25 protein-coding genes are annotated in these 25,346 nt (G+C 40.4%); 16 read left to right on the top strand and 9 right to left on the bottom strand.

Features of this window, described 5'->3' with window-relative positions; all coding sequences use genetic code 11:
• The first annotated feature begins 46 nt into the window (after nucleotides 1-46).
• Genes BIZ36_RS11440 through BIZ36_RS11430 form a run of 3 tightly spaced genes read left to right on the top strand, consistent with a single transcriptional unit; the run spans nucleotide 47 to nucleotide 3,250 of the window.
• Nucleotides 47-1,108 carry a pyridoxal-phosphate dependent enzyme gene (locus BIZ36_RS11440; protein ID WP_187458041.1) on the top strand — a complete coding sequence of 354 codons (1,062 nt, stop codon included), beginning with the start codon at nucleotides 47-49 and terminating at the stop codon, nucleotides 1,106-1,108.
• Between the two features lie 10 nt (nucleotides 1,109-1,118).
• Complete coding sequence (locus BIZ36_RS11435) at nucleotides 1,119-2,192, top strand: N-acetyltransferase DgcN family protein (RefSeq protein WP_187458040.1); 1,074 nt, start codon at nucleotides 1,119-1,121, stop codon at nucleotides 2,190-2,192.
• A complete protein-coding gene (locus BIZ36_RS11430) occupies nucleotides 2,189-3,250 on the top strand; it encodes a mandelate racemase/muconate lactonizing enzyme family protein (protein ID WP_187458039.1) in 1,062 nt (353 codons plus the stop codon). The genes BIZ36_RS11435 and BIZ36_RS11430 overlap by 4 nt, the downstream gene beginning before the upstream one ends.
• A 1-nt stretch (nucleotide 3,251) precedes the next feature.
• Here the strand turns inward: BIZ36_RS11430 and BIZ36_RS11425 are convergent, their stop codons facing one another.
• The 3 genes from BIZ36_RS11425 to BIZ36_RS11415 all read right to left on the bottom strand — a co-directional run bounded on the left by BIZ36_RS11425 (nucleotide 3,252) and on the right by BIZ36_RS11415 (nucleotide 8,308).
• Nucleotides 3,252-5,816, bottom strand: coding sequence for a zinc-dependent metalloprotease (locus BIZ36_RS11425; protein WP_187458038.1), 2,565 nt, complete (start codon nucleotides 5,814-5,816; stop codon nucleotides 3,252-3,254).
• Between the two features lie 301 nt (nucleotides 5,817-6,117).
• Entirely contained in the window at nucleotides 6,118-7,494 is a 1,377-nt protein-coding gene (locus BIZ36_RS11420) for an AGE family epimerase/isomerase (protein WP_222937358.1), read from the bottom strand.
• 58 nt (nucleotides 7,495-7,552) lie between these two features.
• A complete protein-coding gene (locus BIZ36_RS11415) occupies nucleotides 7,553-8,308 on the bottom strand; it encodes a sulfite exporter TauE/SafE family protein (protein WP_187458037.1) in 756 nt (251 codons plus the stop codon).
• A gap of 84 nt (nucleotides 8,309-8,392) precedes the next feature.
• Here BIZ36_RS11415 and BIZ36_RS11410 point away from each other — a divergent pair, with 84 nt between their 5' ends.
• Nucleotides 8,393-10,204, top strand: coding sequence for a sodium:solute symporter family protein (locus tag BIZ36_RS11410; protein WP_187458036.1), 1,812 nt, complete (start codon nucleotides 8,393-8,395; stop codon nucleotides 10,202-10,204).
• A 3-nt stretch (nucleotides 10,205-10,207) separates the two neighbouring features.
• Here BIZ36_RS11410 and BIZ36_RS11405 read toward each other — a convergent pair whose 3' ends face one another.
• Nucleotides 10,208-10,621 carry a hypothetical protein gene (locus BIZ36_RS11405; RefSeq protein WP_187458035.1) on the bottom strand — a complete coding sequence of 138 codons (414 nt, stop codon included), beginning with the start codon at nucleotides 10,619-10,621 and terminating at the stop codon, nucleotides 10,208-10,210.
• A gap of 183 nt (nucleotides 10,622-10,804) precedes the next feature.
• On the opposite strand from BIZ36_RS11405, the gene BIZ36_RS11400 reads away from it, so the two are divergent.
• Entirely contained in the window at nucleotides 10,805-11,890 is a 1,086-nt protein-coding gene (locus tag BIZ36_RS11400) for an acyltransferase family protein (protein ID WP_187458034.1), read from the top strand.
• Nucleotides 11,891-11,892: 2 nt separating this feature from the next.
• Here BIZ36_RS11400 and BIZ36_RS11395 read toward each other — a convergent pair whose 3' ends face one another.
• Nucleotides 11,893-12,483 carry a riboflavin synthase gene (locus BIZ36_RS11395; protein WP_187458033.1) on the bottom strand — a complete coding sequence of 197 codons (591 nt, stop codon included), beginning with the start codon at nucleotides 12,481-12,483 and terminating at the stop codon, nucleotides 11,893-11,895.
• Nucleotides 12,484-12,507: 24 nt separating this feature from the next.
• Here BIZ36_RS11395 and pdxA point away from each other — a divergent pair, with 24 nt between their 5' ends.
• The 9 genes from pdxA (at nucleotide 12,508) to BIZ36_RS11350 (ending at nucleotide 21,141) form a co-directional block, all read left to right on the top strand.
• Nucleotides 12,508-13,590, top strand: a complete 1,083-nt coding sequence (gene pdxA, locus BIZ36_RS11390) for a 4-hydroxythreonine-4-phosphate dehydrogenase PdxA (RefSeq protein ID WP_353616838.1) — start codon at nucleotides 12,508-12,510, stop codon at nucleotides 13,588-13,590.
• 130 nt (nucleotides 13,591-13,720) lie between these two features.
• Nucleotides 13,721-14,254 (top strand): YceD family protein, encoded by a 534-nt coding sequence (locus BIZ36_RS11385; protein ID WP_187458032.1) that lies wholly within the window; start codon nucleotides 13,721-13,723, stop codon nucleotides 14,252-14,254.
• Between the two features lie 6 nt (nucleotides 14,255-14,260).
• Nucleotides 14,261-14,458, top strand: a complete 198-nt coding sequence (rpmF, locus tag BIZ36_RS11380; protein WP_072987484.1) for a 50S ribosomal protein L32 — start codon at nucleotides 14,261-14,263, stop codon at nucleotides 14,456-14,458.
• A gap of 285 nt (nucleotides 14,459-14,743) precedes the next feature.
• Nucleotides 14,744-15,739: a beta-ketoacyl-ACP synthase III gene (locus tag BIZ36_RS11375; RefSeq protein ID WP_187458031.1), complete on the top strand. Its 996-nt coding sequence runs from the start codon at nucleotides 14,744-14,746 to the stop codon at nucleotides 15,737-15,739.
• A gap of 30 nt (nucleotides 15,740-15,769) precedes the next feature.
• The gene (gene accB, locus BIZ36_RS11370) at nucleotides 15,770-16,267 is read left to right on the top strand and encodes an acetyl-CoA carboxylase biotin carboxyl carrier protein (RefSeq protein ID WP_187458030.1); all 498 of its coding nucleotides are present in this window, start codon (nucleotides 15,770-15,772) and stop codon (nucleotides 16,265-16,267) included.
• Between the two features lie 85 nt (nucleotides 16,268-16,352).
• Entirely contained in the window at nucleotides 16,353-17,705 is a 1,353-nt protein-coding gene (gene accC / locus BIZ36_RS11365) for an acetyl-CoA carboxylase biotin carboxylase subunit (protein ID WP_187458029.1), read from the top strand.
• A 75-nt stretch (nucleotides 17,706-17,780) separates the two neighbouring features.
• A complete protein-coding gene (locus BIZ36_RS11360) occupies nucleotides 17,781-18,893 on the top strand; it encodes an NAD(P)/FAD-dependent oxidoreductase (RefSeq protein ID WP_187458028.1) in 1,113 nt (370 codons plus the stop codon).
• 67 nt (nucleotides 18,894-18,960) lie between these two features.
• Nucleotides 18,961-20,685, top strand: coding sequence for an IlvD/Edd family dehydratase (locus BIZ36_RS11355; RefSeq protein ID WP_187458027.1), 1,725 nt, complete (start codon nucleotides 18,961-18,963; stop codon nucleotides 20,683-20,685).
• Nucleotides 20,686-20,688: 3 nt separating this feature from the next.
• Nucleotides 20,689-21,141, top strand: coding sequence for a 3-oxoacyl-ACP synthase (locus BIZ36_RS11350; protein ID WP_187458026.1), 453 nt, complete (start codon nucleotides 20,689-20,691; stop codon nucleotides 21,139-21,141).
• 5 nt (nucleotides 21,142-21,146) lie between these two features.
• Here BIZ36_RS11350 and BIZ36_RS11345 read toward each other — a convergent pair whose 3' ends face one another.
• Nucleotides 21,147-21,665 carry a COG2426 family protein gene (locus tag BIZ36_RS11345; RefSeq protein ID WP_286174706.1) on the bottom strand — a complete coding sequence of 173 codons (519 nt, stop codon included), beginning with the start codon at nucleotides 21,663-21,665 and terminating at the stop codon, nucleotides 21,147-21,149.
• A gap of 143 nt (nucleotides 21,666-21,808) precedes the next feature.
• Here BIZ36_RS11345 and BIZ36_RS11340 point away from each other — a divergent pair, with 143 nt between their 5' ends.
• Nucleotides 21,809-21,958: a hypothetical protein gene (locus tag BIZ36_RS11340; protein WP_187458025.1), complete on the top strand. Its 150-nt coding sequence runs from the start codon at nucleotides 21,809-21,811 to the stop codon at nucleotides 21,956-21,958.
• Between the two features lie 115 nt (nucleotides 21,959-22,073).
• Complete coding sequence (locus BIZ36_RS11335) at nucleotides 22,074-22,595, top strand: PAS domain-containing protein (protein WP_187458024.1); 522 nt, start codon at nucleotides 22,074-22,076, stop codon at nucleotides 22,593-22,595.
• 6 nt (nucleotides 22,596-22,601) lie between these two features.
• Here the strand turns inward: BIZ36_RS11335 and pyk are convergent, their stop codons facing one another.
• The 3 genes from pyk to rnc all read right to left on the bottom strand — a co-directional run bounded on the left by pyk (nucleotide 22,602) and on the right by rnc (nucleotide 25,299).
• Nucleotides 22,602-24,044: a pyruvate kinase gene (gene pyk / locus BIZ36_RS11330; protein WP_187458023.1), complete on the bottom strand. Its 1,443-nt coding sequence runs from the start codon at nucleotides 24,042-24,044 to the stop codon at nucleotides 22,602-22,604.
• Between the two features lie 4 nt (nucleotides 24,045-24,048).
• Nucleotides 24,049-24,513, bottom strand: coding sequence for an IPExxxVDY family protein (locus BIZ36_RS11325; protein ID WP_187458022.1), 465 nt, complete (start codon nucleotides 24,511-24,513; stop codon nucleotides 24,049-24,051).
• 111 nt (nucleotides 24,514-24,624) lie between these two features.
• Nucleotides 24,625-25,299 (bottom strand): ribonuclease III, encoded by a 675-nt coding sequence (gene rnc, locus BIZ36_RS11320; protein ID WP_286174712.1) that lies wholly within the window; start codon nucleotides 25,297-25,299, stop codon nucleotides 24,625-24,627.
• Nucleotides 25,300-25,346 lie beyond the last annotated feature (47 nt).

The raw sequence follows: 25,346 nt of genomic DNA, 5'->3' as shown, positions 1-25,346 counted from the left end.
AGAAATTACTTTTGGTACGTTTATCCTACAAAATCATCACCATGAAATGGACCTAAGGGACGGGGTCAAAACATCACAGAACAAAGTATCTTCCGAGGCGCAAAAGCTTAGTGTTTTTGTGAAGGACGGAAGCAAATCATTGGTAGATCGACTGGAATCCTACGAAGATATTATCAACTTGGAAGTTGGTGATACCGGATTGCATAGGGCAAAGGGTTTTGAGCGCGAATTTGATATTCGCCAACTGTACATTAAATATGAAGGTGACAATCCTACGGGAACCCAAAAGGACCGTATTGCGTTTGCTCAGGTTTATGATGCCCTTCGTAGGGAGTTTGGTACCGTTTCCTTGGCAACCTGTGGCAATTATGGTGTGGCGGTGGCCCTTGCAGCTAATTTAGCGGGTGTTGATTGCCGCATATATATCCCCGAAAGCTACCATACAGATCGTGTTGAGGAAATGTCACATTTAGGGGCAACCATAATAAGGCTTCCCGGTAATTACGAGGATGTTGTTAAAGCAAGCAGCTTATTGGCAGTAGAACATGGTTGGTATGATGCCAATCCCGGAGGGTCAAACACACCTTTGCAGATTTCGGCCTATTCCCAGATTGCAACGGAGATTTTTGAAGATTTAGGAGACGCTCCAAAATATTGCGCCGTTCCCGTATCCAACGGTACGCTGTTCGCGGGCATTTATAGAGGCTTCGTCAATTTGTATAAAAGAGGAAAAACATCGCGCATTCCAAAAATGATCGCTGCTTCTTCGGCAAAAAAAAATCCTATAATCCAGTCCTATCTCCAGGGGCTTGACTATTGCAAGGATTTAGACCCCAAAAGTATTAAAGAGACCAAATACAACGAACCTTTGATCAATTGGCATAGCTTTGATGGGGAGGAGGCCCTATACGCGTTGAGGGAATCAGCGGGAGAAGCGTTTAATATAAGTGATAAAAAATTACGGGACATGACGGCCTTATTGGCCAAAAAAGAGGGTTTTCGTATACTTCCGGCATCTACGGCCGGGTTGATAGCTCTTTTGGAACTGGATGAAAAACTAAACTTTGAACCGGATAGGTTCGTGGCGGTGTTGACCGCTAAACATTAAAAAGGAATCAATGAAAAATTCGATAGATGGAAAGGCCCTAGTGTATTGCGAGGGTGCATTTAATACTCCCAATGGAAAAACCGCCCATGGCTTGGTTCGCTTTACGGAGCGCTATGATATTGTGGGTGTATTGGATAAAAAATATGAGGGTAGGGATGCTGGTGAAGTCCTTGACGGAAAACCAAATGGAATACCTGTGTTTAAAAACTTTGAGGATGCAGTTGAGAAATTGACCGCTTGGGACAAACTTCCTAAATCCCTGGTAATAGGTTTGGCTCCGGACGGAGGCAGACTTCCCGTGGAGGCAAAGGATACTATTAAGAAGGCCTTGCAAATGGGGTGGAACGTTGATAGTGGTTTGCACGACTTTTTGACCAATGATGCCGTACTCACCCAAATTGCGGCAGAAAATAAGTGCCGTATTAGAGATGTGAGAAAAACGCCAGATAGAGATCAACTTCACTTTTTTACCGGTGACATTGAACAGGTAGATTGTTTAAAGCTGGCGGTATTAGGAACAGACTCCGCATTGGGAAAGCGTACGACGGCTTGGCTATTGGTACATGGTTTTAGAAATGCCGGACTTAAAGCCGAAATGATCGGAACAGGACAGACCGCATGGATGCAAGGTGCCAAATACAGTATGGTCATGGATAGTTGCATTAACGATTTTGTCTCCGGTGAAATTGAACATGCTGTAGTGAGCGCCTATAAAAACGAACAACCGGATGTCATCGTAATTGAAGGTCAGGGAAGTTTGATGAATCCGGCATACCCCGGTGGTTTTGAGATTTTGGCGGCAGGCAGACCGGATTTTGTGGTGCTGCAACACGCTCCCAAAAGATTGGAGTATGATGGTTTTCCAGGTTATAAATTACATTCCTTGTCGGAACAAATAAACGCCATTGAGGTGATTTCCGGAAAGCAGGTTATAGCTATTACCGTGAACCATGAGGATATGGAAGAAGATGAAATTTTGGAGGTGTGCAAACAGATTACCTTGGAAACCAAATTACCGGCATTTGATGTATTAAAATATGGTGCCGAAGGTCTTGTTGAGGTATTAAGGGAAAAACTGAAATGAAAATAGTTCATATAAGTTATGAGCGTTGGGACTTAAAATTGTCCCAACCTTACACCATAGCATATGAAACCATTGACAGTACTGTCAATTTTATCCTAAAACTTGAAACGGATGGTAAAATAGTGGGTTATGGCTGTTCCGCACCGGATGTTATCGTTACGGGGGAATCTGCACACGATGTGGATCAAGCAATTAACCAAACCATCATCCCATATCTCAAGAACAAAGACCCATTTAATTATGCCTTTATCTTGGCAGAATTAAAAGTGCTTTTGGGTAAAAAATCCTCCTCTTTGACCATGGTTGATATGGCCTTGCATGATTTAATTTCCCGAAAGGCAGATGTACCGTTGTACAAGTTCTTGGGCGGATTTCAAAATAATATTGCCACAAGTATTACTATAGGTATTTTACCGCTTCAAGAAACATTGAAACAGGCCGATGAATTTGTAAAAATGGGTTTTTCCATCCTCAAGATAAAAGGGGGACATAGTTTGGAAGAGGATATTGAGAAGATGATGCGTTTACATGAACTACATCCTAATATCACCCTGCGTTTTGATGGCAATCAGGGTTATTCCGTAGTAGATTCGGTCGCATTCGTTAAGGCTACAGGGCATATTGGTATTGAAATCTTTGAACAGCCTACCAAGGAAGAAAAAGAGGAGCGACTTGGAGAGGTGATGAACCAAGTAGAAATACCTGTTATGGCAGATGAAAGCCTCAAAACCTTGACGGACGCCTTTCGTTTGGCCCAGAACGAACGTGTGGATATGGTAAATATTAAACTCATGAAAGTGGGTGGAATTATAGAAGGTATGCACATAAATTCTGTTGCAAAATCTGCCGGAATTGAAAGCATGATCGGTTGTAATGATGAATGTTCCTTGGGTATCTCTGCAGGACTGCACTTTGCCCTTTCGAGACCCAATATCAGGTACGCAGATCTAGATGGACATCTAGATGTTTTGGACGATCCATTTCAAGGATTATTCCAGCTTAAAGACGGTATTTTATATCCTACGGCAGCTCCAGGTCTGGGAGAAATAAAACTTTAGCTTACTCCTCGCCCTGTTGTTCCTTTATGGAAATATCCCTTCTAAACGGAATGAATAACGGGTCTACTTCCCGTGTTTGACCAATAACCGATTCAATTTCCCGCTTTAAGTAATTAAGGTGGGCAATGGTTAACCGATCTGTCATTACAGGAATGGTTCGTTTAATCTTGCCCTGTAAGGTGAGTAAATTATCCAAAGCCAAGGAGCGTACATCTGTATTGGACGTATATCCTTCGGATAGTTTTGCTAAAATTCCCTCGACCAATCCTTCGGCCTCGTCTGGTTTATATAACGTAATCAAGTTATTCACGTATGCCTTTTGTAGCTTTCTACGATAGGCGTCGGTTTGGTAAAAAACGTTCATATCACCCCACACCAACTGGCTAAGGTCATCCATATACTCTTCTGGAAGGTAAGGGTCTTCATTTTCATATCGCTCCGAAATAAAGGTCATTCGGCTCAATCGGCTACCCCCCAGTAAGTTCATCATAACGCTCTCCATGGTCTTGGTGACCGATTCTTTGGATTGGGGCGATTGAATGGCATTAAGAATATCATTTCGTAACAACCATTTGGGTTCCTTAAAAATATAGTTGTTCAAGAACAACAAAGCTTGTTTTTGTTTTTCCTTTTCTACGGGTCTGTATACTTCGCCCTCTTCTCCCATAGTTTTTGGAGTTACATAAATTCCCCCAATATTTTTGGCAACATGAAAAATGTAATCACTGTATTGGCCTACCATATCCTTATAGACTTGGTCTAGGTTGGCAAAATCATCACTGGTACTGGTCTGTGTCCATTTTTTCAAATAAGGGGCAATCCGCTGTAAGTTCAAAATGCCATACATGCTGGCTTGCATAGCGTCATCACCTAAATCCTCCGTTTGAGAACGGGGGTCAAAATCGCGGCCCTCCCCACCAAACCAAAGCCTTGGATTGGCACTAACACTATCCGTCACCATTTGGCTCAAGAGTTCTTTTTCGTCTTTTACGGACATGTCCTCTGGAAATCTGGAATAGCCCCATTGTATGGCCCATTTGTCATAATCCCCAATTCTGGGCATTAGGTCTTTGTGCGGAATACTATCCTGTGGTTGGGCCACATAGTTAAAACGAGCGTAGTCCATGATGGAACTGGTATGCCCGTTTTTCTCCAACCATTGGGCATCCCTTAATTTTTCTACCGGAGTTGCATGGCTGGCACCCATATTGTGACGTAAACCCAAGGTATGGCCCACCTCGTGACTTGCAACAAACCGAATGAGTTCTCCCATCAATTTGGTGTCATATTGCATTTTACGGGCCCTTTCATCAACAGCACCTGCCTGTACCATGTACCAACTATGCAGTAAGCTCATAAGGTTGTGGTACCACCCAATATGACTTTCTAAAATCTCACCACTTCTGGGGTCTACCACATTGGGTCCGTAGGCATTTTTAAAAGGGGAGGCAAAATACCTAAGCACGGAAAACCTAGAGTCTTCCAAGCTCATGTTAGGATCGTTTTCAGGCCACTCCTTGCCTATAATGGCATTTTTAAAACCGGCCTGTTCAAAGGCCACTTGCCAATCATTAATTCCTTGTATTAGGTACGGCCGCCATTTTTTGGGAGTAGCTGGGTCTATGTAATAAACAATAGGCTTTTTAGGTTCCACTAGTTCGCCCCGTTTCCATTTTAGGGAATCTTCCGGCTTAGGCTCCAAACGCCACCTGTGAATATAGGTGTTACGGTCAACCTTTTGTTGGTCATCACCGTACTCCAAATAGGAGCTGGCAAAATAACCTACCCGTGCATCATAGAGCCTTTTTTGCATGGGTTTCTTGGGTAAAAGGATAAAGGAATTGTTGATTTCCAAGGTAACAACGCCCGCAAGAATGGCGGCAGGCAATTCCTTGCGTTTATCGGACCCGGACTTGGCTCTATAGGTTTTTACCGATTTAATTTCAGTATTTACGGGAAAGGAGTTGATTTCTTGAATATAGGATTTGTCCTTTTCCAAGGAAAGTAGCTTGTAATCGTCCTTGGCATCTGAACTCAAGGCCAGTAGAGGGTTTTCACTATTTACAAAACTGGTCACATCAAAAAGGTAGGTCTGCTGGTCTTCATTTTCGGCCTTAATTTCAAAGGTTTCCAAAATGGGCGTGATATTGGAGTTGTTAACTGCTTTTGAAATGGCATCATCCTCACTTGCGGAACTAACGAGGGTAGAAATCCTAAGAAATAGATTGTTAGAAGGACCTTTTTCAAAAATTATGGTATTTTCAGAAATCTTTTCGCCTCCATAATTACTGGCCCCCGATGGTGTTTTAATAAATCTGGTAACTACTAGGAATTCTCTGTTGAGCAGGCTGTCCGGAAGTTCAAAATAATATTTGTCACCTACTTTGTGAACATCAAAAAGGCCTTTTTTAGTAATGGCTTCGCTGGTAATGATCTTGTCATAGGCCTTGGCACTATTAACGGAAACATCCTTTGAAGCAGCTTTTTTTGATTTCCCTCCTAATCCCACGCTGGCACAGGAAGCGAACAATAACAATACAAATATATATGATAGGCAATGTCTCATTGTCAATTTTTTAAATGTATTTGGTCTGTTGTTGATGGTCTGGCGAGGGTACTTAGCAAGGTACAAATGAGAACCTTACATAAGTAGCCAACGTCTCAATCAAAACTTTAGTATGAAACTGGCTGGGTCGGGGTTTCTTTTAACAGAAATAGTACTGTTCAAGCGGATTGGAACTTCGGTCTGTTATATATACGAAGTTTTACGCAAGAAAGACTAGATGACAATATACAACACAGGAGATTTGGAACCAATCTTAAAAAGTGAAAAATAAGATAATCGTCTATTAAAAATCTCCTAAAAATCAATGCGCGGTAAGTTGAAATTCTCCCTTTATCATATGGATGACATTGATTAATGACCTGATATTGTGATAGTTTACTTTCCAAATATGAGCTTTTGCCTTTGTTTTAGCATTAGGGTCCGTATCCAAACCCTCCACATACCAACCTCCATATTCCGTATCAATAAGATAATTGGAAATGTATTCCCATTGTTTTGTAAAAAGAGTATAATAACTTTTTTCTTCAGGAAATAACCCTGCCATAAGCAATAAGGAATTGAGGGCTTCTGCTTCTGCCCACCATACCTTGGCCTCATTTTCTATTTTTCTGGTACCATCCTTATGGTAATACCCCCCATCAAAAAAACCTCCTTTTTCATGGTCCCAACCCCATTCCAAGGCATGGTCCACCATTTTTTTTGCCTTTCGCCGGGTGATGGAATCATTTTTAATCCTTAATCGATGTGAAGCTTCCAACATTAGAAAAGCCGTTTCAACATCGTGACCAAATGACACGTGGTCCAAGTAAAAGTTGTCTTGCCGATATGTTTCTGAGGAGTCCCTAAAGCTTACTGGCGTCCAGTCCCTTTCTTGATGTAAATAAAGATATCCCTTGTTCGAAGTAATTGTGTCGCGCACGAGTACCAATAATTCTTGTAATCGTTCCTTAAGCAGTTGGTTGGGCCAGACCTCATATAGAGCCGTAAAACTTTCCAAAAGATGGATAGAAGAATTTTGGTCTTTCCAGTTTTTGCGAATAAAATTGTCATAACCAAGGTCTTCTCCCTGTTCCAGAAGCCAGTCACCATTTTGGGCCATTACATCAAAATATCCCCCATAAATGGAATCATGAGAGTGATTTTCCAACCAGCGAAAGGTTTCCTTTGCCAATTCTAGTGCTGCAGTATCTTTGGAGGCCTTGTAGTAAGTGGCCAAACCATATATCGCAAATGAATTTCCATAGGCGCTTTTTCCTTTGGAAACCAATTTTAAGCTGTTGGTGTCAATTTCAAAAAGCGTGTGAAAGCCACCATATGCCTTATCCCACATAACATCCCTAAGAAACTCAAAACCATGTTGGGCCATTTGTTCGTAAACATGATCTTTATAGTACATACTTAAGGTTGCTGTTGTCCAAATATGCCGGGCTTGGCTTACCAACATTTTATGCTGTTTGCCTTCTTTTTCCCATTTATAATTAAAATCGGACCAAAATCCGCCATGTACACTGTCCATACTTTTTGGGTACCAGACTTGTACCAATTCCTCCAATGATTTTTCAAGTTCAGGTAAAAGTGTTGTGGTAGACTTTTGATATTTTGGTCGGTCTCCGTTTTTGCAGGAGAAAATCGTCATCAGCAATACTAAAGCAACTGAAGACCTAATGAAAGTTTTCACAAATAGTAGTTTTAAGGCTTGCTCTAAAGCTACTTATAAAAATTTTAGGTTGATAGGCTTATTTGATTAGAATCATAAATGCGCCCAAAGCGGTCAATACCAAGATCATTTTTCTGTAGAAGTCCTCTTTGATGATCTTTACCAAACGAATGCCCAAAAATACCCCAAGAAAAATGCCGGGAACAAGCTTAAGGTCAAACATCAGTGTTTCCATGGTAACCGTTTCCCAAACAAAAATGTGAAAGGGAAGTTTAATGACATTAATAATAAGAAAAAGCCATGCTGCGGTACCTATAAACTCATTTTTTTGAACTCGCATTGCCAAGAAGTAAATATTACTGAACGCTCCTCCTAGGTTTCCGATCATAGTTGTAATACCCGCAATGGTTCCTACAAAACCCGCAAAAGCCCAATGGGTGGGTACTCTTTTAGATTTGCGTCTATCCCACCAATACATCATAATGACGCTCATTAAAATAATAATGGCCATGGCTATCTTAAAAAGCGTTTCATTTAAATCGTTTCCTATAAAAACCCCGATTAAAATACCGAACAGTATCCACGGTAAGAACTTGGCAATGTGTAACCAATTGGCATGTCTGTTATAGTAAATAACCGCAAAAATATCGCCAACTACCAATAATGGAACTACAATGCCCGTAGAAGCTTTGGCGTCAAAAGCGAGTGCCATAAGTGTTACGTTGATGATTGCTATACCTTTTATTCCGGCTTTAGAGAGTCCTATTACAATGGCGGCGGTAAATGCAAGGGCCCAAGCGGTAAGGGAAATATCAAAAGAAGGTGCTAAGAGCATGTCTCGTGTTTCGTTGGCAAATGGCAAAAGTATCTCAAAAAAACAATATCTTTATCGGCTAACCAAAATACCAACTACCATTCTATGCAGTTATCTACCCTTGACTACAGTTTTATTATCGTCTTTTTCTCCATTGTATTGGGGATAGGGATCTATGTTTCAAAAAAATCCGGAAAAGATTCTTCGGAGTTTTTTCTTTCAGGAAGAACCATGCCATGGTGGCTTTTAGGGCTATCCATGGTTGCTACCACTTTCTCGACCGATACCCCCAATTTAGTAACCGATATTGTAAGGACCAATGGGGTCTCCGGAAACTGGGTTTGGTGGGCGTTTTTAATTACCGGACTTTTGACCGTGTTCGTTTACGCAAAATTATGGCGTAGGTCTAATGTGAATACGGATTTGGAATTTTATGAGATGCGTTATGGAGGTAAGGCAGCTAGTTTTCTTAGAAAATTTAGGGCCATTTACTTAGGCGCGTTGTTCAATATTATTACTATGGCCTCCGTTACCTTGGCCGCAATTAAAATTGGCGGAATTATGTTAGGGCTGGAACCATGGGAAACTGTGGTGGGTGCCGGATTGATTACCGTTACATTTTCCGCTCTTGGTGGATTTAAAGGTGTAGTTTACACGGATTTCTTACTATTTTTTGTAGCTATGGCAGGAGCGATCGGCGCGGCTTATTATTTGGTAAACATCCCAGAAGTGGGGGGGATTGATGCTTTGATGGCCAATGAGGTTGTAAAATCTAAATTGGACATTCTGCCTGATTTTAGTGATCAGAATGCATTGATTATGTTATTTATAATACCACTGGCTGTACAGTGGTGGAGTTCTTGGTACCCTGGGGCAGAGCCCGGGGGTGGAGGCTATATTGCCCAGCGAATGTTAGCAGCTAAAGATGAAAACCATGCCATTGGTGCCACGTTCTTTTTTAATATCATGCATTACGCCTTGAGACCTTGGCCGTGGATTTTGGTAGCCTTGTCTTCCTTAGTTGTTTTTCCTGATGTAGCCAGTATTCAAGAGGCTTTTCCAAATATTGCAGAAAGCAAGTTGGGACATGATTTGGCCTACTCGGCCATGTTGACCAAATTGCCTAGCGGATTGTTGGGGGTGGTATTGGCTTCTTTGATAGCAGCATATATGAGTACCATTTCTACCCAATTGAACTGGGGTTCCTCCTATATTGTTTTTGACTTTTATAAGCAACAAATAAATCCGGACGCCACAGAAAAGCAGATGGTTGCTATTGGAAGGATATCTACTGTAGTACTAATGGTGTTTAGTGCCATCTTGGCCTTGGCTTTGGAAAACGCATTGCAAATTTTTGACATACTTCTAACTTTTGGAGCGGGGACAGGTCTAATCTTTATTCTGAGATGGTTCTGGTGGAGAATCAATGCGTGGAGCGAAATTGCTGCCATGTTCGCTTCCGGTATCATTTCAATTTTGTTAAAAACAACCGCTCTAGGCGCAATGCTTTTTAATGCTGAAGACGGAGTGTTCCCAAGTTGGTTTGAATATCCATTTGTGGTTATTGTAACGTCTGCTATTTGGTTGACCGCTACTTTTATGACCCAGCCGGAATCCAAAGAAACCTTACGTTCATTTTATAGAAGAATTCAGCCGGGTGGCCCTGGTTGGAGTAAAGTGGTTAACGAAGCTGAAGCGGAGGGAGAGGAAATTAAGAAGGACAATGAAAAGTGGAGTGTGCCACAAGGCATAACGGCCATGCTTTTAGGCTGTATCCTAATATATACCATTATGTTCTCAACCGGCTATTGGATTTATGGAAGAACCATGCCCGCATTAATTCTCACGGGTGTTGCATTGGTGTCTGCCTTCTTGCTTATTAAAGCCTGGGGCAGGATGAAGGATAACATTCTTTAAAAGTTATTGCTCATCCAAGAGAATCCTAAGGATTTCTTCGTTAGTGATTTTAATGATGGAGGTGGATGATACTTCGGTAGATTCACCTCCTTCCTCATTTATAAAGGCCTTAAACGGTATTTGTTCCCCATCTTTATAAACTTCAATTTGGTAGATGGTTTTACTTCCTTCCTGCATTTCATTGTAATTATAGCCCAATAAACTTTGTCCGTACTCTTTTTCTATTCCGGTCCCTATACGCAGCTTATAGGAAACATAATCGGCAGAAAAGCCGGATGAATTAATGAACGATAATCCGGTATCATTGGCAATTTGGGCTTCGCCGCTTACGACGGTTAGTGTTTCCTCATCTTTGGAACAACTAACCAAAAAGGTAATGCCTACTGCCAACAGTAGGTTTCGTAGGTTTTTTGTCATGATAGTTTTTTATGGAGTTTTTTAACCTCCTGATTTGGGTACAGACCAAAAAGGTCTTATTTATAAACGATTTATTTAGAAGGGTATTGTATGAAAGTTATTGCCATCAAATGTTGTTACTTGATTTTTTGGAGCATTAGCTTATCTTTAAACAGATTTTAACCAACCGCCAGATTAATTTTCATGAAGGACCGAATTCTATCCGTTGACATTTTTAGGGGAATGACCATTGTTTTAATGATATTGGTAAATACCCCGGGAACGTGGAGGGCCGTATATGGGCCCTTAAAACATGCGCAATGGCATGGTTACACTCCCACAGACCTCGTTTTTCCTTTTTTCCTTTTTATTGTAGGAACTTCTATCGTGTTTGCCTATAAAAACAAAAAGGCCACTGCTGAAACGTATAAAAAAATTAGCATTAGAGCTTTGAAACTAATAGCGCTCGGCCTGTTTTTAGGGGCATTCACCCTTAATTTTCCTTTCATAAAGGATTTTGCGGATATTAGATTTCCTGGTGTACTTCAAAGGATTGGAGTGGTTTTCTTTTTTGCTTCCATTCTATTTTTAAATCTTAACTGGAAATCATTGATTGGCGTAGCAATCATTCTTTTGGTAGGCTATTGGTTGCTTATGGGTTATGTTCCGGTAAACGGTGTGGAATCTACTTTCGAAAGGGCTCCCAATAATTTGGCCAATTACGTAGATGTACAAGTATTCGGGACCCATAACTACAAAGAAGATTATGATCCTGAAGGGCTTTTGAGCACTTTGCCCTCTATTGTAAGTTCCTTATTGGGAATTTTTACCGGACTTATTTTGACGTCCAAACAAGAAAAGAAAGCTACCATTCTTTTTGGACTTGGTGGTGCCTTCCTCATCATTGGATATTTATGGGATTTGGTTTTCCCTATCAACAAGGCCTTGTGGACAAGTAGTTTTGTGATGGTCACCGCAGGTTGGGCCAATCTTATTCTTGCTTTGATCTATTACTTGACCGATGTAAAAAAGATTCAATTTGGCACTATTTTTAGATATGCCGGTGCCAATGCCATTGTACTATACTTTCTTTCCAGTTTTATCAGTAAGCTTTTGGGAATGATCAAAATGGGTGAAACATCGTTACATGGTTGGTTGTTTCAAACCATTTATGTTCACGATTTTATGTCATTGCAAATGTCTTCGTTGCTATATGGGCTTACTGTAGTGGCTTTCTATTGTCTTTTGGCGTATGTTCTGTATCAGAAAAAGATATTTATAAAGGTGTAATATTAAACCCTAAGGGATAAAAGCTTTGCCACGTATTTGCCTATAACATCAAACTCAAGATTAACCGTTGTGCCTACTTGATATGTATTAAAACGGGTATGGTCATATGTGTAGGGAATAATGGCCACACTAAAGGTATTGGAACCGGAATCAACTACGGTCAAACTCGTACCGTCTATAGTAATGGAACCTTTCTCTATGGTTGTGTTTCCAATAGCGGCATCGTATTCAAAGGTAAAAAACCAACTACCGTCTTTTTCGTTTATATGGGTACAAGTTGCCGTTTGGTCTACGTGACCCTGAACAATATGACCATCTAATCTAGACCCCATAATCATTGCACGTTCTAAATTTACCATATCTCCCTCCTTTAATTCGTCTAAATTGGTTTTTTGGAGGGTTTCTTCAATGGCGGTAACCGTATACGAATCTTCTTCTAAGGAAACCACGGTAAGGCACACACCGTTATGCGCTACGCTCTGGTCTATTTTTAGCTCGCTGGCAAGGTTGGTCTGTACGGTGATGTGAAGGTTTCCGCCCTCATTTTTAAGTTGCTTTACCTTACCCAAGGTTTCAATAATACCGGTGAACATAATCCGTAGAAATTAAGTAGTTTTGTGCTTACAATTTATGCTGTAAAGGTAAAGAATAACATGGAGGAAGAGGAAAAAATTAAATTGGGAATCTCTATTGGGGATTTAAACGGAATAGGTTGTGAAGTAGTTCTTAAAACCTTTGAAGATAGCCGTATGTTGGATTTTTGCACGCCGGTTATCTTTGCCTCCAACAAGACAGTTTCTTTCCAAAAAAAGGAACTGGGGATTGAAGTGAACTATCACGGAATTCAGGAAGCCTCCAAAGCTCTGGATGGAAAAATAAATGTGGTAAACGTTTGGAAGGAGGTCCCCACCGTAACCTTTGGAGAATCTAACAATGAGGGGGGCAAATACGCTATCAAGTCCTTGAGAACCGCTGTTAATGCTCTTAAAAATGATGAAATAGATGCTTTAGTGACGGCACCTATCAATAAGAACAATATTCAGGCGGATGATTTTAAATTTCCTGGACATACGGATTTTCTTGCCCAACAATTGGAAGGTGAAAGTTTGATGTTCATGGTTACCGATGAGCTCAAAGTAGGGTTATTAACGGATCACGTGGCCGTAAAGGACGCGCCAGCGGCCATAAATGCCATACTAATTAGGAATAAGGTTCGTACTATTGAGAAGTCCCTTCGGATGGATTTTAAAATACGGGCTCCTAAAATTGCCTTATTGGGTATTAACCCACATAGTGGGGATAATGGGGTAATTGGCAAAGAGGATGACGAGGTTTTGAAACCAGTAATCAAGGAGATGTCAGATGCCGGGCACTTGGTTTTTGGTCCTTATTCTGCGGATAGTTTTTTTGGGTCTGATTCCTATAAGAATTTTGATGCCGTTCTTGCGGCATATCACGATCAGGGACTTATTCCTTTCAAGACGTTATCCTTTGGTAAAGGGGTGAATTTCACAGCTGGATTATCAAAGGTTAGAACCTCACCAGATCATGGTACGGCATACGAAATAGCAGGTAAAGGAAAGGCGGATCACAGTTCCTTTAAAGAAGCTGTTTTTATGGCTTTACAAATTTTTAGAAATAGAAAGGAATATCAGGAACTTACGGAAAATCCATTGCAAAAACAGCGTGTAAGAAGGTGATGTTGTTGATATTTTCTTGAAAAGTTATACAGTCCCTTGAAATACAATTAAAAAGGGTTGTTGGTTTATTAAAAAAGAGTATCTTTGCACCCGCCTTTGAATGGGCGGGTATATTAATTATAGTGTTGAAATGATGAAGCAAAAGGAGTTTAGTATTCCTTTCTCAGGGTTGAAGCAAGGAAAACACGATTTTGAGTATACCATCAACAACCAGTTCTTTGAGTCTTTTGGGTATGAGGAGTTCAATGGTGCAAATATTCACCTTAACGTAGAGCTAAGAAAATTGAGCAATATGCTCGAGTTCTTTTTAAATGCAGACGGTACGGTAAATGTAAATTGCGATTTGACCAATGAGCCCTACGAGCAACCAATTTCTTCAGAATTGAAATTGGTGGTAAAGTTTGGTGAGGAATACAATGATGAGGATGATGAAATTTTGATTATCCCACATGGTGAACACCAAGTGAATATTGCCCAATATGTATATGAAATGCTGGTGTTGGCTGTTCCGCAAAAAAGGGTTCACCCAGGTGTTATAGATGGTTCCTTACAATCTGAAGCGCTTAAAAAATTGCAGGAACTTCAACCTAAGGAGAAGAAAGAAGAAATTAAAGAAAACGATCCCCGTTGGGACGAATTAAAGAAACTGTTAACGGATAAATAAGTTAAAATGGCACATCCTAAGAGAAAAATTTCGAAAACCAGAAGGGATAAAAGACGTACGCACTACAAAGCGGTTGCTCCTACTTTAGCTACCGATCCTACTACTGGAGAAATGCACCTTTTCCACAGAGCCCACTGGCATGAAGGAAAACTTTATTACAAAGGTCAAGTCTTAATTGACAAAACAGAAGAAGTAGAAGCATAATTGTGCCTTCTTACACCGTATATAACTCCCGTATGTTCAAATCAACGGGAGTTTTTTTATGGATTAAACCTGTGATTAGGTAATTTTGTACCCTAATATTAGGGTTCTTTCTTAAGTTCCTATGTTACGGGTTTTTAACCCTTCAGGGTTTTTAAAGGGTAATCAGGCCTAGAATTAAAATTTCAAAAACGAGAGTGTTTCAGGAAATTTTTGCTGAAAAATGTTTAATTTTCACCAATTTTCAAGCATTTTTGATGGTTTTTTGGATATCAAAGCAACTTTATAATGACTAAAATAACAGCAGCCATTACCGCTGTAGGAGGTTACGTTCCCAAATTTGTACTTACCAACAAAATGCTGGAAGGTATGGTGGAAACCAATGATGAGTGGATCGTTTCCAGAACTGGAATTAAAGAGAGACGTATATTAAAACCGGAAGAAGGAGAGGGAACTTCCTATATGGCCATTAAGGCGGCTAATGAGCTTATTGAAAAAAGAGATCTTGACCCCGCAGAAATTGATTTGGTTATTGTGGCAACGGCCACACCGGATAATATGGTAGCCTCTACTGCAGCTTTTGTTGCTGCTAAAATTGGTGCTAAAAATGCCTTCGCTTATGATTTACTGGCCGCTTGTTCCAGTTTTCTTTTTGGCATGTCTACGGCAGCTAGTTACATTCAATCAGGAAGGTATAAAAAGGTGTTGTTGATCGGTGCCGATAAAATGTCCTCTATTATTGATTATACGGATAGAACCACCTGTATAATATTTGGGGATGGTGCTGGTGCCGCTTTGTTCGAACCTAATGAAGAAGGCTTGGGCCTTCAAGATGAATATCTTCGTTCAGATGGCAACGGAAGACAGTTTTTGGGGATGGATGCAGGAGGATCAATAATGCCTGCAACAGAGGAAACCGTAAAGAACAGAAAACACTATATTTATCAAGATGGTAGAACGGTATTTAAATTTGCCGTTTCCAACATGGCAGATGTGGCCGAAAAAATTATGCAACGTAACAATTTACAAGAGTCCGATGTTGCATGGTTGGTTCCACATCAAGCCAATAAGAGAATTATAGACGCCACGGCAAACAGAATGGGCTTGGACAGTTCTAAGGTTCTTATGAACATACACAGGTACGGAAATACAACCTCTGCCACCTTGCCATTGCTATTGGCAGATTTTGAAGGGCAGCTTAAAAAGGGAGACAACTTAGTATTTGCCGCGTTTGGAGGCGGATTTACCTGGGGTTCTATTTACTTGAAGTGGGCCTATAATTAATTTATAAGATTTCAAAACAAACTTAAATTCATGGATATAAAAGAGATTCAAAGCCTTATTAGATTCGTAGCAAAATCTGGTGCTAGTGAGGTGAAGTTGGAGATGGAAGACATTAAAATCACCATCAAAACAGGTTCTTCAGATGCTGGTCCGGAGACAACCTTTGTTCAACAGATACCCATGGCCCAGGCACCAATGCAACAGGCGCCTGTGCAAGCTGCACAACCAGCTGCTGAAGCGGCCTCCTCAGGAGCTGGTTCAGATGCTAAGAAAGAGGACGATTCTAAGTACATTACCATCAAGTCCCCAATTATTGGTACGTTCTACAGAAAACCATCTCCGGATAAGGACGCATTTGTCGAAGTGGGAAGTAGTATTGGTAAGGGCGATGTTCTTTGTGTTATTGAAGCAATGAAGCTTTTCAATGATATAGAATCTGAAGTCTCTGGAAAAATAGTGAAGATTTTGGTAGACGATTCTTCTCCGGTAGAATTTGATCAACCATTGTTTTTGGTAGACCCTTCCTAGTTAAGAATTTCCAAATAAATGTTTCGGAAGCTGCTTGTTGATTTAGGCTCCGGGACCTAAAATTTGGCTTTTAATTTTAAAAGTTATGTTCAAAAAAATACTCATTGCCAATAGGGGAGAGATTGCGCTGCGTGTTATTCGTACGTGTAAGGAAATGGGCATCAAAACGGTGGCCGTCTATTCCAAGGCAGATGAAGAAAGTTTACATGTTCGTTTTGCGGATGAGGCCGTATGTATAGGTCCAGCACCTAGTAGCGAATCATACTTAAAGATACCCAATATCATTGCTGCAGCCGAGATCACCAATGCAGATGCCATTCACCCTGGTTACGGATTCCTTTCCGAAAATTCTAAGTTCTCCAAAATTTGTGCAGAGCACGATATTAAATTTATTGGAGCTTCTGGGGAGCAGATAGATCGTATGGGCGACAAGGCCACCGCCAAAGAAACTATGAAGCAGGCGGGTGTTCCTGTTGTACCGGGATCGGAAGGATTGCTTAAGGATGTTGCCCATGCCAAAAAGGAGGCAAAGAAGATGGGATATCCTGTTATGATAAAAGCTACTGCCGGTGGTGGTGGTAAAGGAATGCGTGCCATTTGGTCCGAAGATGAGATGCAAAGCAATTTTGAAAGTGCAGTTCAAGAAGCCAAGGCCGCTTTTGGAAATGGTGGTATGTACATGGAGAAATTGATTGAAGAGCCAAGGCATATTGAAATTCAAGTTGTAGGTGATCAGTATGGAAAGGCTTGTCACTTATCCGAAAGGGACTGTTCCGTTCAACGCAGACATCAAAAGCTCACGGAGGAAACACCTTCTCCCTTCATGACGGATAAACTACGTGAAGATATGGGGAAAGCTGCAATCAAGGCAGCGGAGTTTATTAAATATGAAGGAGCGGGAACTATTGAGTTTTTAGTGGATAAACACCGTAATTTCTACTTTATGGAGATGAACACCCGTATTCAAGTAGAGCATCCAATTACGGAGCAAGTTATAGACTATGACCTTATTAGGGAGCAGATTTTGGTTGCAGGTGGCGTTCCAATTTCGGGAAAAAATTACCTTCCAAAACTACATTCAATTGAGTGTCGTATCAATGCCGAAGACCCATACAACAATTTTAGGCCATCCCCAGGTAGAATTACCACATTGCACACGCCGGGTGGGCACGGGGTACGGATGGACACCCATGTTTATAGTGGATATAGTATTCCACCAAACTACGACTCCATGATTGCAAAGTTGATTACCACTGCGCAAACGCGTGAAGAGGCAATTAACAAAATGAAAAGAGCATTGGATGAGTTTGTAATTGAAGGAATAAAAACAACCATCCCTTTTCATAGGCAATTGATGGATCACCCAGATTATTTGGCTGGAAATTATACCACCAAGTTCATGGAAACCTTTAAAATGGCTCCAGAAAAAGAAGATTAGAAATACAGCCTCGATTTTTCGGGGCTTTTTTGTGCGCTGTATTTTTTACCTTCATCCAATGGAAATGTAAAGGTTATGAATCTCAGCTATTGGGAATATAAAACATGGTTGGCCCACATAGACTTTACCGTGGTGGGTAGCGGCATTACAGGCCTTAATTGCGTCCTTCAGTTACGGGAACGATTTCCCAATGCCAAAATTTTGGTGCTGGAGAAGGGTGTATTGCCTCAAGGGGCGAGTACTAAAAATGCCGGTTTTGCCTGTTTTGGAAGTATCTCCGAAATACTGGATGACTTAAAAGACCATACCGAAGATGAGGTGGTAAATCTTGTGAATAAAAGATGGCAGGGGATTCAATTTCTGCGGAAAACTTTGGGTGACACCGCTATGGATTTTCAACAACTTGGGGGATTTGAAATTTTCTCTAAAAACGACAAGGAACTTTTTGAAAGTTCCATGGCCCAGATAGATTATATCAATGGACTGCTCTTATCCGTCTTTGGACAGAAGGCTTTTGAACTTCATTCCAACACTTTTGGTTTTGGAAATTGTCTGGATCAATGCTTGGTAAACTCTTTGGAAGGTCAATTAGATCCGGGAAAAATGATGGTTGCATTGCTCAAAAAAGTCAGGGCGGCCAATATCGGCATTTTAAATGGGGTTGAAGTACAGCACCTAGAAGATAAAAGCAATTCGGTAGTAGTAACTACACCTGAATTTGAATTTTCCTCCAACTATGTTTTCATTGCTACCAACGGCTTTGCGGCTCAGCTCACGGGAGAAAAAATAAAGCCAGGAAGGGCTCAAGTGCTTTTGACTAAACCATTGGAGAATTTAAAAGTCTTGGGTACCTTTCATCTAGATAGAGGTTATAGTTATTTTAGAAATTTGGATAACCGTATTTTATTAGGTGGAGGTAGAAATCTAGATTTTTCAGGGGAAGAAACTACTCATTTTGGCAACACGGAGTTAATTCAGCTTCATTTGGAAAAAGTACTTACTGAAATAATCCTACCCAAACAGCCAATAGAAATTGATCGTAGATGGAGCGGGATAATGGGAGTGGGAAATTCCAAAAAGCCCATTGTCAAACAACTTAGCGATCATATGTTCTGTGGAATTAGGTTAGGAGGTATGGGCGTGGCCATAGGCAGTTTGGTGGGGAAGGAAATGGCAAACTTGGTTTAGCTTTTTTAGATTGCTTCTGTTGTTGAGAATCGCTATTTTAATCGTTTGTAACACCAACTAAAACTACATGTCCAAAAAGAAAAAGCTTCGCAGTTCAGAATGGTTCAATAGTGATAATAAAAAAATGAATTTTGTACACCGTTCGTGGTTGCGAAATCAAGGGTATCCTGATGATTATTTTGAGGGAAAGCCTGTCATTGGCATCTGTAATACATGGTCCGATTTAACGCCTTGTAATGGTCACTTAAGGCAATTTGCCGAAGTCGTAAAAAGGGGCATTTTGGAGGCAGGAGGTTTTCCTATGGAATTCCCTGTGATGAGTTTGGGCGAGACCATTATGAAGCCCACCACCATGTTATTTAGAAATTTGGCCAGTATGGATACTGAGGAATCCATTAGGGCCAATCCCTTGGATGGGATAGTTCTTTTAACCGGATGCGATAAAACTACTCCATCTACTTTAATGGGGGCCTGTAGTGTAGATTTACCCACCATCGTAGTTCCAGGAGGCCCTATGTTGAGTGGGCGTTTTAGAGGCGAGCAAATAGGTTCTGGATCCATGAATTGGATGGTGAAGGAAAAGCAGAACAATGAAGCCTTTACGGATGCGGACTTTAGGGAAGCGGAAGTCTGCTTGGCCAGAAGTATCGGTCATTGCAATACGATGGGAACAGCTTCAACTATGGCAACTATGGTAGAAGCCTTGGGCTTAACACTGCCCGGATTTTCTTCTATTCCGGCTGCTGACGCCAGAAAGAAAATGTTCGCGCAGCTTTCCGGCAGACGTATTGTAGAAATGGTCAAGGAAGATTTAACTCTATCAAAAATACTTACTAGAGAGGCATTTGAAAATGCTATTGTAACCAACTCCGGGGTTGGCGGCTCTACCAACCTTATTATTCATTTAACGGCCATAGCGGGCCGTATTGGCGTTGATTTAAGGTTGGAGGACTTTGATATATATGGAAGCAAGATACCTTTGCTGGTCAATTTAAAACCGTCCGGGAAATACCTAATGGAAGATTTCTACTATGCAGGTGGTCTTCCTGTGGTTTTGAAGAACTTGATGCCCTTGCTGCATAAGGAGGTTATTACTGTAAATGGGGCCACAATGGCGGAGAATTATAAGGATGCCGTTTGTTATGAAGAAGACGTGATACGTACCTTGGAAAGTCCCTTAAAAAAAGAAGCTGGAATTGCGGTTTTGAAAGGAAATCTGTGCGAAAACGGCTCCGTTATCAAGCCCTCCGCGGCTTCATTACATCTAATGAGGCATACGGGTAAGGCAGTAGTTTTTGAAACAATGGAAGACTACCATGAACGCATAGATGATCCTCATCTTGAAATTGATGAAAATAGCGTCATTGTTTTAAAAGGAGTGGGTCCTAAAGGATATCCGGGAATGCCGGAGGTAGGTAATGTAGACCTGCCTGCTAAATTGATCAAGAAAGGGGTGAGGGATATGGTTCGCATCTCAGATGGTAGGATGAGCGGTACCGCTGGAGGCACCGTAATACTTCATGTTTCCCCAGAATCATCAGTAGGTGGCACTTTGGCATTGGTTGAAAATGGGGATATGATTTCTTTGGATGTGGAAAAAAGAAGTTTGGAGTTATTGGTTTCAGAGGAGGAATTACATAAAAGAAAACAGTCTTGGAAAGCACCTGAACCCAGAGCGGATAGAGGCTATGTAAAGTTGTACATAGACCATGTGGAACAAGCGGATAAGGGTGCGGATTTAAATTTTCTAGTTGGAGGTTCCGGCTCTAAAGTGGAACGTGATTCACACTAATTGATGAATACGTTAAAAGAAGAGCTTTTTAGGTTTTGTACAGAATTTGTAAAGAGTAGAATTTCTCGTATTACAAGCTCAATAGATGAAATTGAGGAATCATTACAAAGTGAAACCAAAAGCTCTGCTGGTGACAAACACGAGACCGGTAGGGCCATGATTCAGCTAGAGAGGGAAAAGTTGGGTGCTCAATTGGCAGAGGCAGAGCGAATGCTCCAGATTGTATCACGCATAGTAAAGACCGGTGACTCTAATAAAGTGGTATTGGGGAGTTTGGTTTTTACCAACGCGGGTAATTATTATTTGTCCGTTTCTGCGGGGGAATTTAAAAATTCAGAATTAAGTGTATTCTGTATATCCGCTGCCACACCTATAGGAAAATTATTATTGGGGAAGGAGATAGGAAATCAAATATCCTTCAGGGATAAAAATATCACTGTTTTAGAAATAAAATAGGCGGCTTACACTTGTCCCGTTCCTTTCATGGACAAATAAGTAGCCGTCCAAACGATTACAGATGATAAGAATATGCCTATGGTATTGGCCCAAAAAGCTTTGCTTTTTTCAATTCTAAAAAGATAGGTTGCAATGCTCCCAGCATAAACGCCTGTACCCGGCAATGGAATCATTACAAAAAGAATAAGACCCCAAAAGCCATATTTTTGGATTTTACCCCCTGATCCCGTTTTGGCACGTCTAGCAACGTAAATGGCCGATTTCTTATAAAAAAACCAACGTAAGAAATACTTGTTAATCTTTTCCAAGAAGAATATCATAATAGGAAAAACAAGTACATTGGCCGCAAAGCAGGCAATGAAAACAAGGTAGATATTGTGTCCGTTGAGCATTCCATATGGGATTCCCACCTTGGCTTCACCAAAGGGCGATAAACTCCACAAAACAGCTATTATAAAATCTATGATAACAGTAAAATTAAATTCAGCAAAGCTAGCATTATCACAGTTTTGTACCAATTTCAACTCTTAAAAATTGATTAAAGTTTAGCTAAAGCCGATAAATGGTCTTTAGGTCATGGCTTTTAAACCGTTGAACGAATTTTTACAATAAATAGTAAGCTCCTAAGTTTTCTTGAAAACGTTTTGTACCCCCAAATCATTAGAATATGAAACAATTTTTTATCAAGCTTGCCCTTTTGGCATTTTTTTCCCTAACAACGTTTTCATGTAGTGTAGAATCTGAATTAGAAGATCTTACAGATGAAATTGAAAGAGTAAACCATTTGGAAACCAATAGCTTAGAAACAGCCAACTAACATTTTATTTGTAAAGAGTATGAGAGCCCCAATGGGGCTTTTTTTTGTAGCTACATCTTACTGTCACAATAAATCGTTTAAAAATTATTAACTTAGTTTAAACAAAGTTCACGGTATGAGAGAGATATCCCACTATGATAAAGCTATAATGGCTTTCTTTAAGAATAGAAAAATAACGGCGGCACCATTGTCATCTTGGGATATGTCCAGTGTACATTTTCAATTGTTCAGGGATTATTTTAAGAACGAGGAAGAACTCAAGCAACTGGCAAAAGAAGTCAAATGGAAAAATTATAAAGCTATTAGGCCCTCTAATATTGATTTGGATCGTGTAATAGTGGTTACCAATACTGAGTTGGAAATTGTGTATGCCACGGACAACATTAAGCGGATGTCCGGTTTTGAAAGAGATGAAGTTATTGGTAAAAAACCGAGTATGTTTCAGGGTGCACTAACAAGTGAATCGGTCAAAGCTAGAATTAGAAATTCCATTATAAATGAAGTGACTTTTGAAGAGACCATTACCAACTACAAAAAAAATGGCTCCCCCTATTCTTGTTGGATCAAGGGAGAGCCTATATTTAATAAAAAAGGAAAGCTGGTCAACTTTATAGCCTTTGAAAAGGAAGTTGCCTAGCTGCCTTTATAGGGAGCAACTATCAATTTCCGTTACCCTTAAGGTGTTTACCATACCTTTTTCCTTGATTGGCATGGCGGCGAGGCTAATGAGCATATCACCTTCTTCTAAATAGCCCTTCTGGCAGGCAATTTTATTCACATCCTCAATGGTCTCATCCGTTGTTACGTACCTATCGTAATAAAATGCCCTAACACCCCACAGTAGATTCAGTTGGGTAAGAATCCTTTTGTTTGAGGTAAACACTAAAATATGGGCACTTGGTCTCCAAGCCGAAATTTGGAATGCCGTGTAACCACTATTGGTCAATGTTGAAATGGCTTTTGCCTTGATTTCATTGGCCATAAGTGCTGCATGGTAACAAATAGATTTGGTAATGTATCTTTTTGTCTTAATGTGTGGTGGATCATGTGGAACTTTGATTAATTCCGAACCTTCCACACTTTGTAAAATACTCGCCATTTTATTGATTACCTGAACTGGATAATTTCCAACGGAAGTTTCTCCGGAAAGCATAACGGCATCGGCGCCATCCATAACAGAGTTGGCAACATCATTTACTTCCGCCCTTGTTGGGGTCAGAGAAGTAATCATGGTTTCCATCATCTGAGTAGCGATAATTACTGGAATTCGGGCTTTTTTCGCCCTCAGAACCAATTGTTTTTGGATCAACGGAACTTCTTGAGCAGGAACCTCAACTCCTAAATCCCCACGAGCAACCATTAAACCATCACAATAGGCAACAATTTTATCAATATTTTCAACCGCCTCTGGCTTTTCAATTTTAGCTATAATTGGAATTTTTTCGTCTGAATGCTCCTTGATCAAGTTTTGAAGATCGATCAAATCTTGGCTAAAACGCACAAAGGATAGCGCGATCCAGTCTACATTTTTAGAAATAGCGAAAATGGCATCGTTGATGTCCTTCTCCGTTAACGCCGGCAAGGAAATATTAGTGTTAGGTAGATTAACACCCTTCTTGGATTTTAAGGGTCCACCCTGTACTACCTTTGCCTTTACTTCATCTTCCCCGTTTGTAGAAAGAACTTCAAAAATTAACTTACCATCATCCAACAAAATGCGCTCACCGGGCTTTACATCCCTTGGAAAAGTGGCGTAGTTCATATACACTTTTTCACTGGTACCCTCAAAAGGATCTCCGGTCATGAAGGTAATCTCATCTCCTGGATCAACAACCACCTCGCCGGCCATAACCCCAACACGTAGCTTGGGTCCTTGTAAATCTGCCAAAATAGAAGAATATGTGCCCAATTCTTCATTGAGCTCACGAATCATATTTATTCTCTCGGAAACATCATCATAGTTTGCATGTGAAAAGTTGATACGAAAGACATCTACACCAGCCTCTATCATATCTCGTAATACCTCTTTTTTGCTTGTCGCCGGGCCTAGCGTAGCTACTATTTTAGTCTTTTTTTTGTTAGGCATTGGTTCAAAAAATTAAGTTGTTTTTAGATTTTAGTTTGTTTATATCAATTTTGTAGGCCGTTATAATTTGGGGTACGGCCAACAATGATTTTAATAGTTCATCCGTGTCATTAAATTCATCTTGCTCTAGCTTAAGAAAATAGTCTACATCCTTATGTTCCGGAACCATTGTAAAATTGGAATACACAGGCTCATTGCTAAAAAGATCCGTTCTAGCGGTCTGGTCTTCTTTTAAGCAATTGTTTGGAAAAAATGTCCAGTACCTGTCGTTAATATCATCCTTCCATTCAAAAATTGGAACCGTAGTATGGGTTGAAATATCAAGATCCTTGCGCCTTCTTCTAAAGGAAGCTTTAAGCGTAAGGTTTAAGGCGTAAGCTATGGCATAATCCTCAAGACTACTGTGCAATGCAATTAAATCGAAAGAATCTTCGTAAAAGTCCGCCGAAATTTTATGTACTGCCACCATAAGCACGGAAAGGAGCAAATATACTATTAATACGACACAACGCCTAGGTATGAACAGTCTAAAGCTAAAAATAGATAATCTATAACGTTTTAGTTACTTTGGCCGGTATTTTTAAGACTTTTCCATCTTATCTTGAAGTGCATAATAAGCCCTTTTTGAGGCTCTTTCCTCCGCTTTTTTCTTGGAGGTAGCTCTGGCCTTTGCCATTACCCTGCCACCAATACTTAATTTTACGGCAAAATGTTTAAGAGTGTCATTTCCGGTGTCTTCATAAACGTTGTAATCAAACGTTTTTTTCTGTTTTTGGCACCATTCAATAATAAGGCTTTTGTAACTAATGACCTTACCCTCTAATTGCTCAATATCCACATACGGTTCAATAACCCGTTGGGCAATGAATTTTTCACAATATTTATAACCGCGGTCAAGGTAAATGGCTCCTACCAAGGCTTCAAAAACATTACCATGGATATTTTCTCCAAAGTGGGATTTTGGGATGCGACTTTGAACAAAAGAAATAAGTCCCAAGTCTTTTCCAAGTTCGTTCAAATGCTTTCTACTTACAATTTTAGAGCGCATTTTGGTTAGGTAACCCTCATCACCTTCGGGAACTTGGTCATACAGATGTCTGGAGATAATGGTCCCAAGCATAGAGTCTCCCAAAAACTCAAGTCTTTCGTAGTTCATGGGCGCACCATTTTTATCTTTTTTGTTAGCCGACCTGTGTAGAAAAGCCCGTTTATAGATCTCAAGGTTTTTGGGTTTGAACCCCAAAATTTTGGTCATCCCCAAAAAAAAATCCCCATCCTTTTTGGAATGGGAATTGAATATAT

Source organism: Cytophaga sp. FL35, from assembly GCF_014349235.1.
Classification (GTDB): Bacteria; Bacteroidota; Bacteroidia; order Flavobacteriales; family Flavobacteriaceae; genus Euzebyella.
Note: the sequence above shows the minus strand (reverse complement) of the source record. Positions and strands in the feature narration are given on the sequence as shown.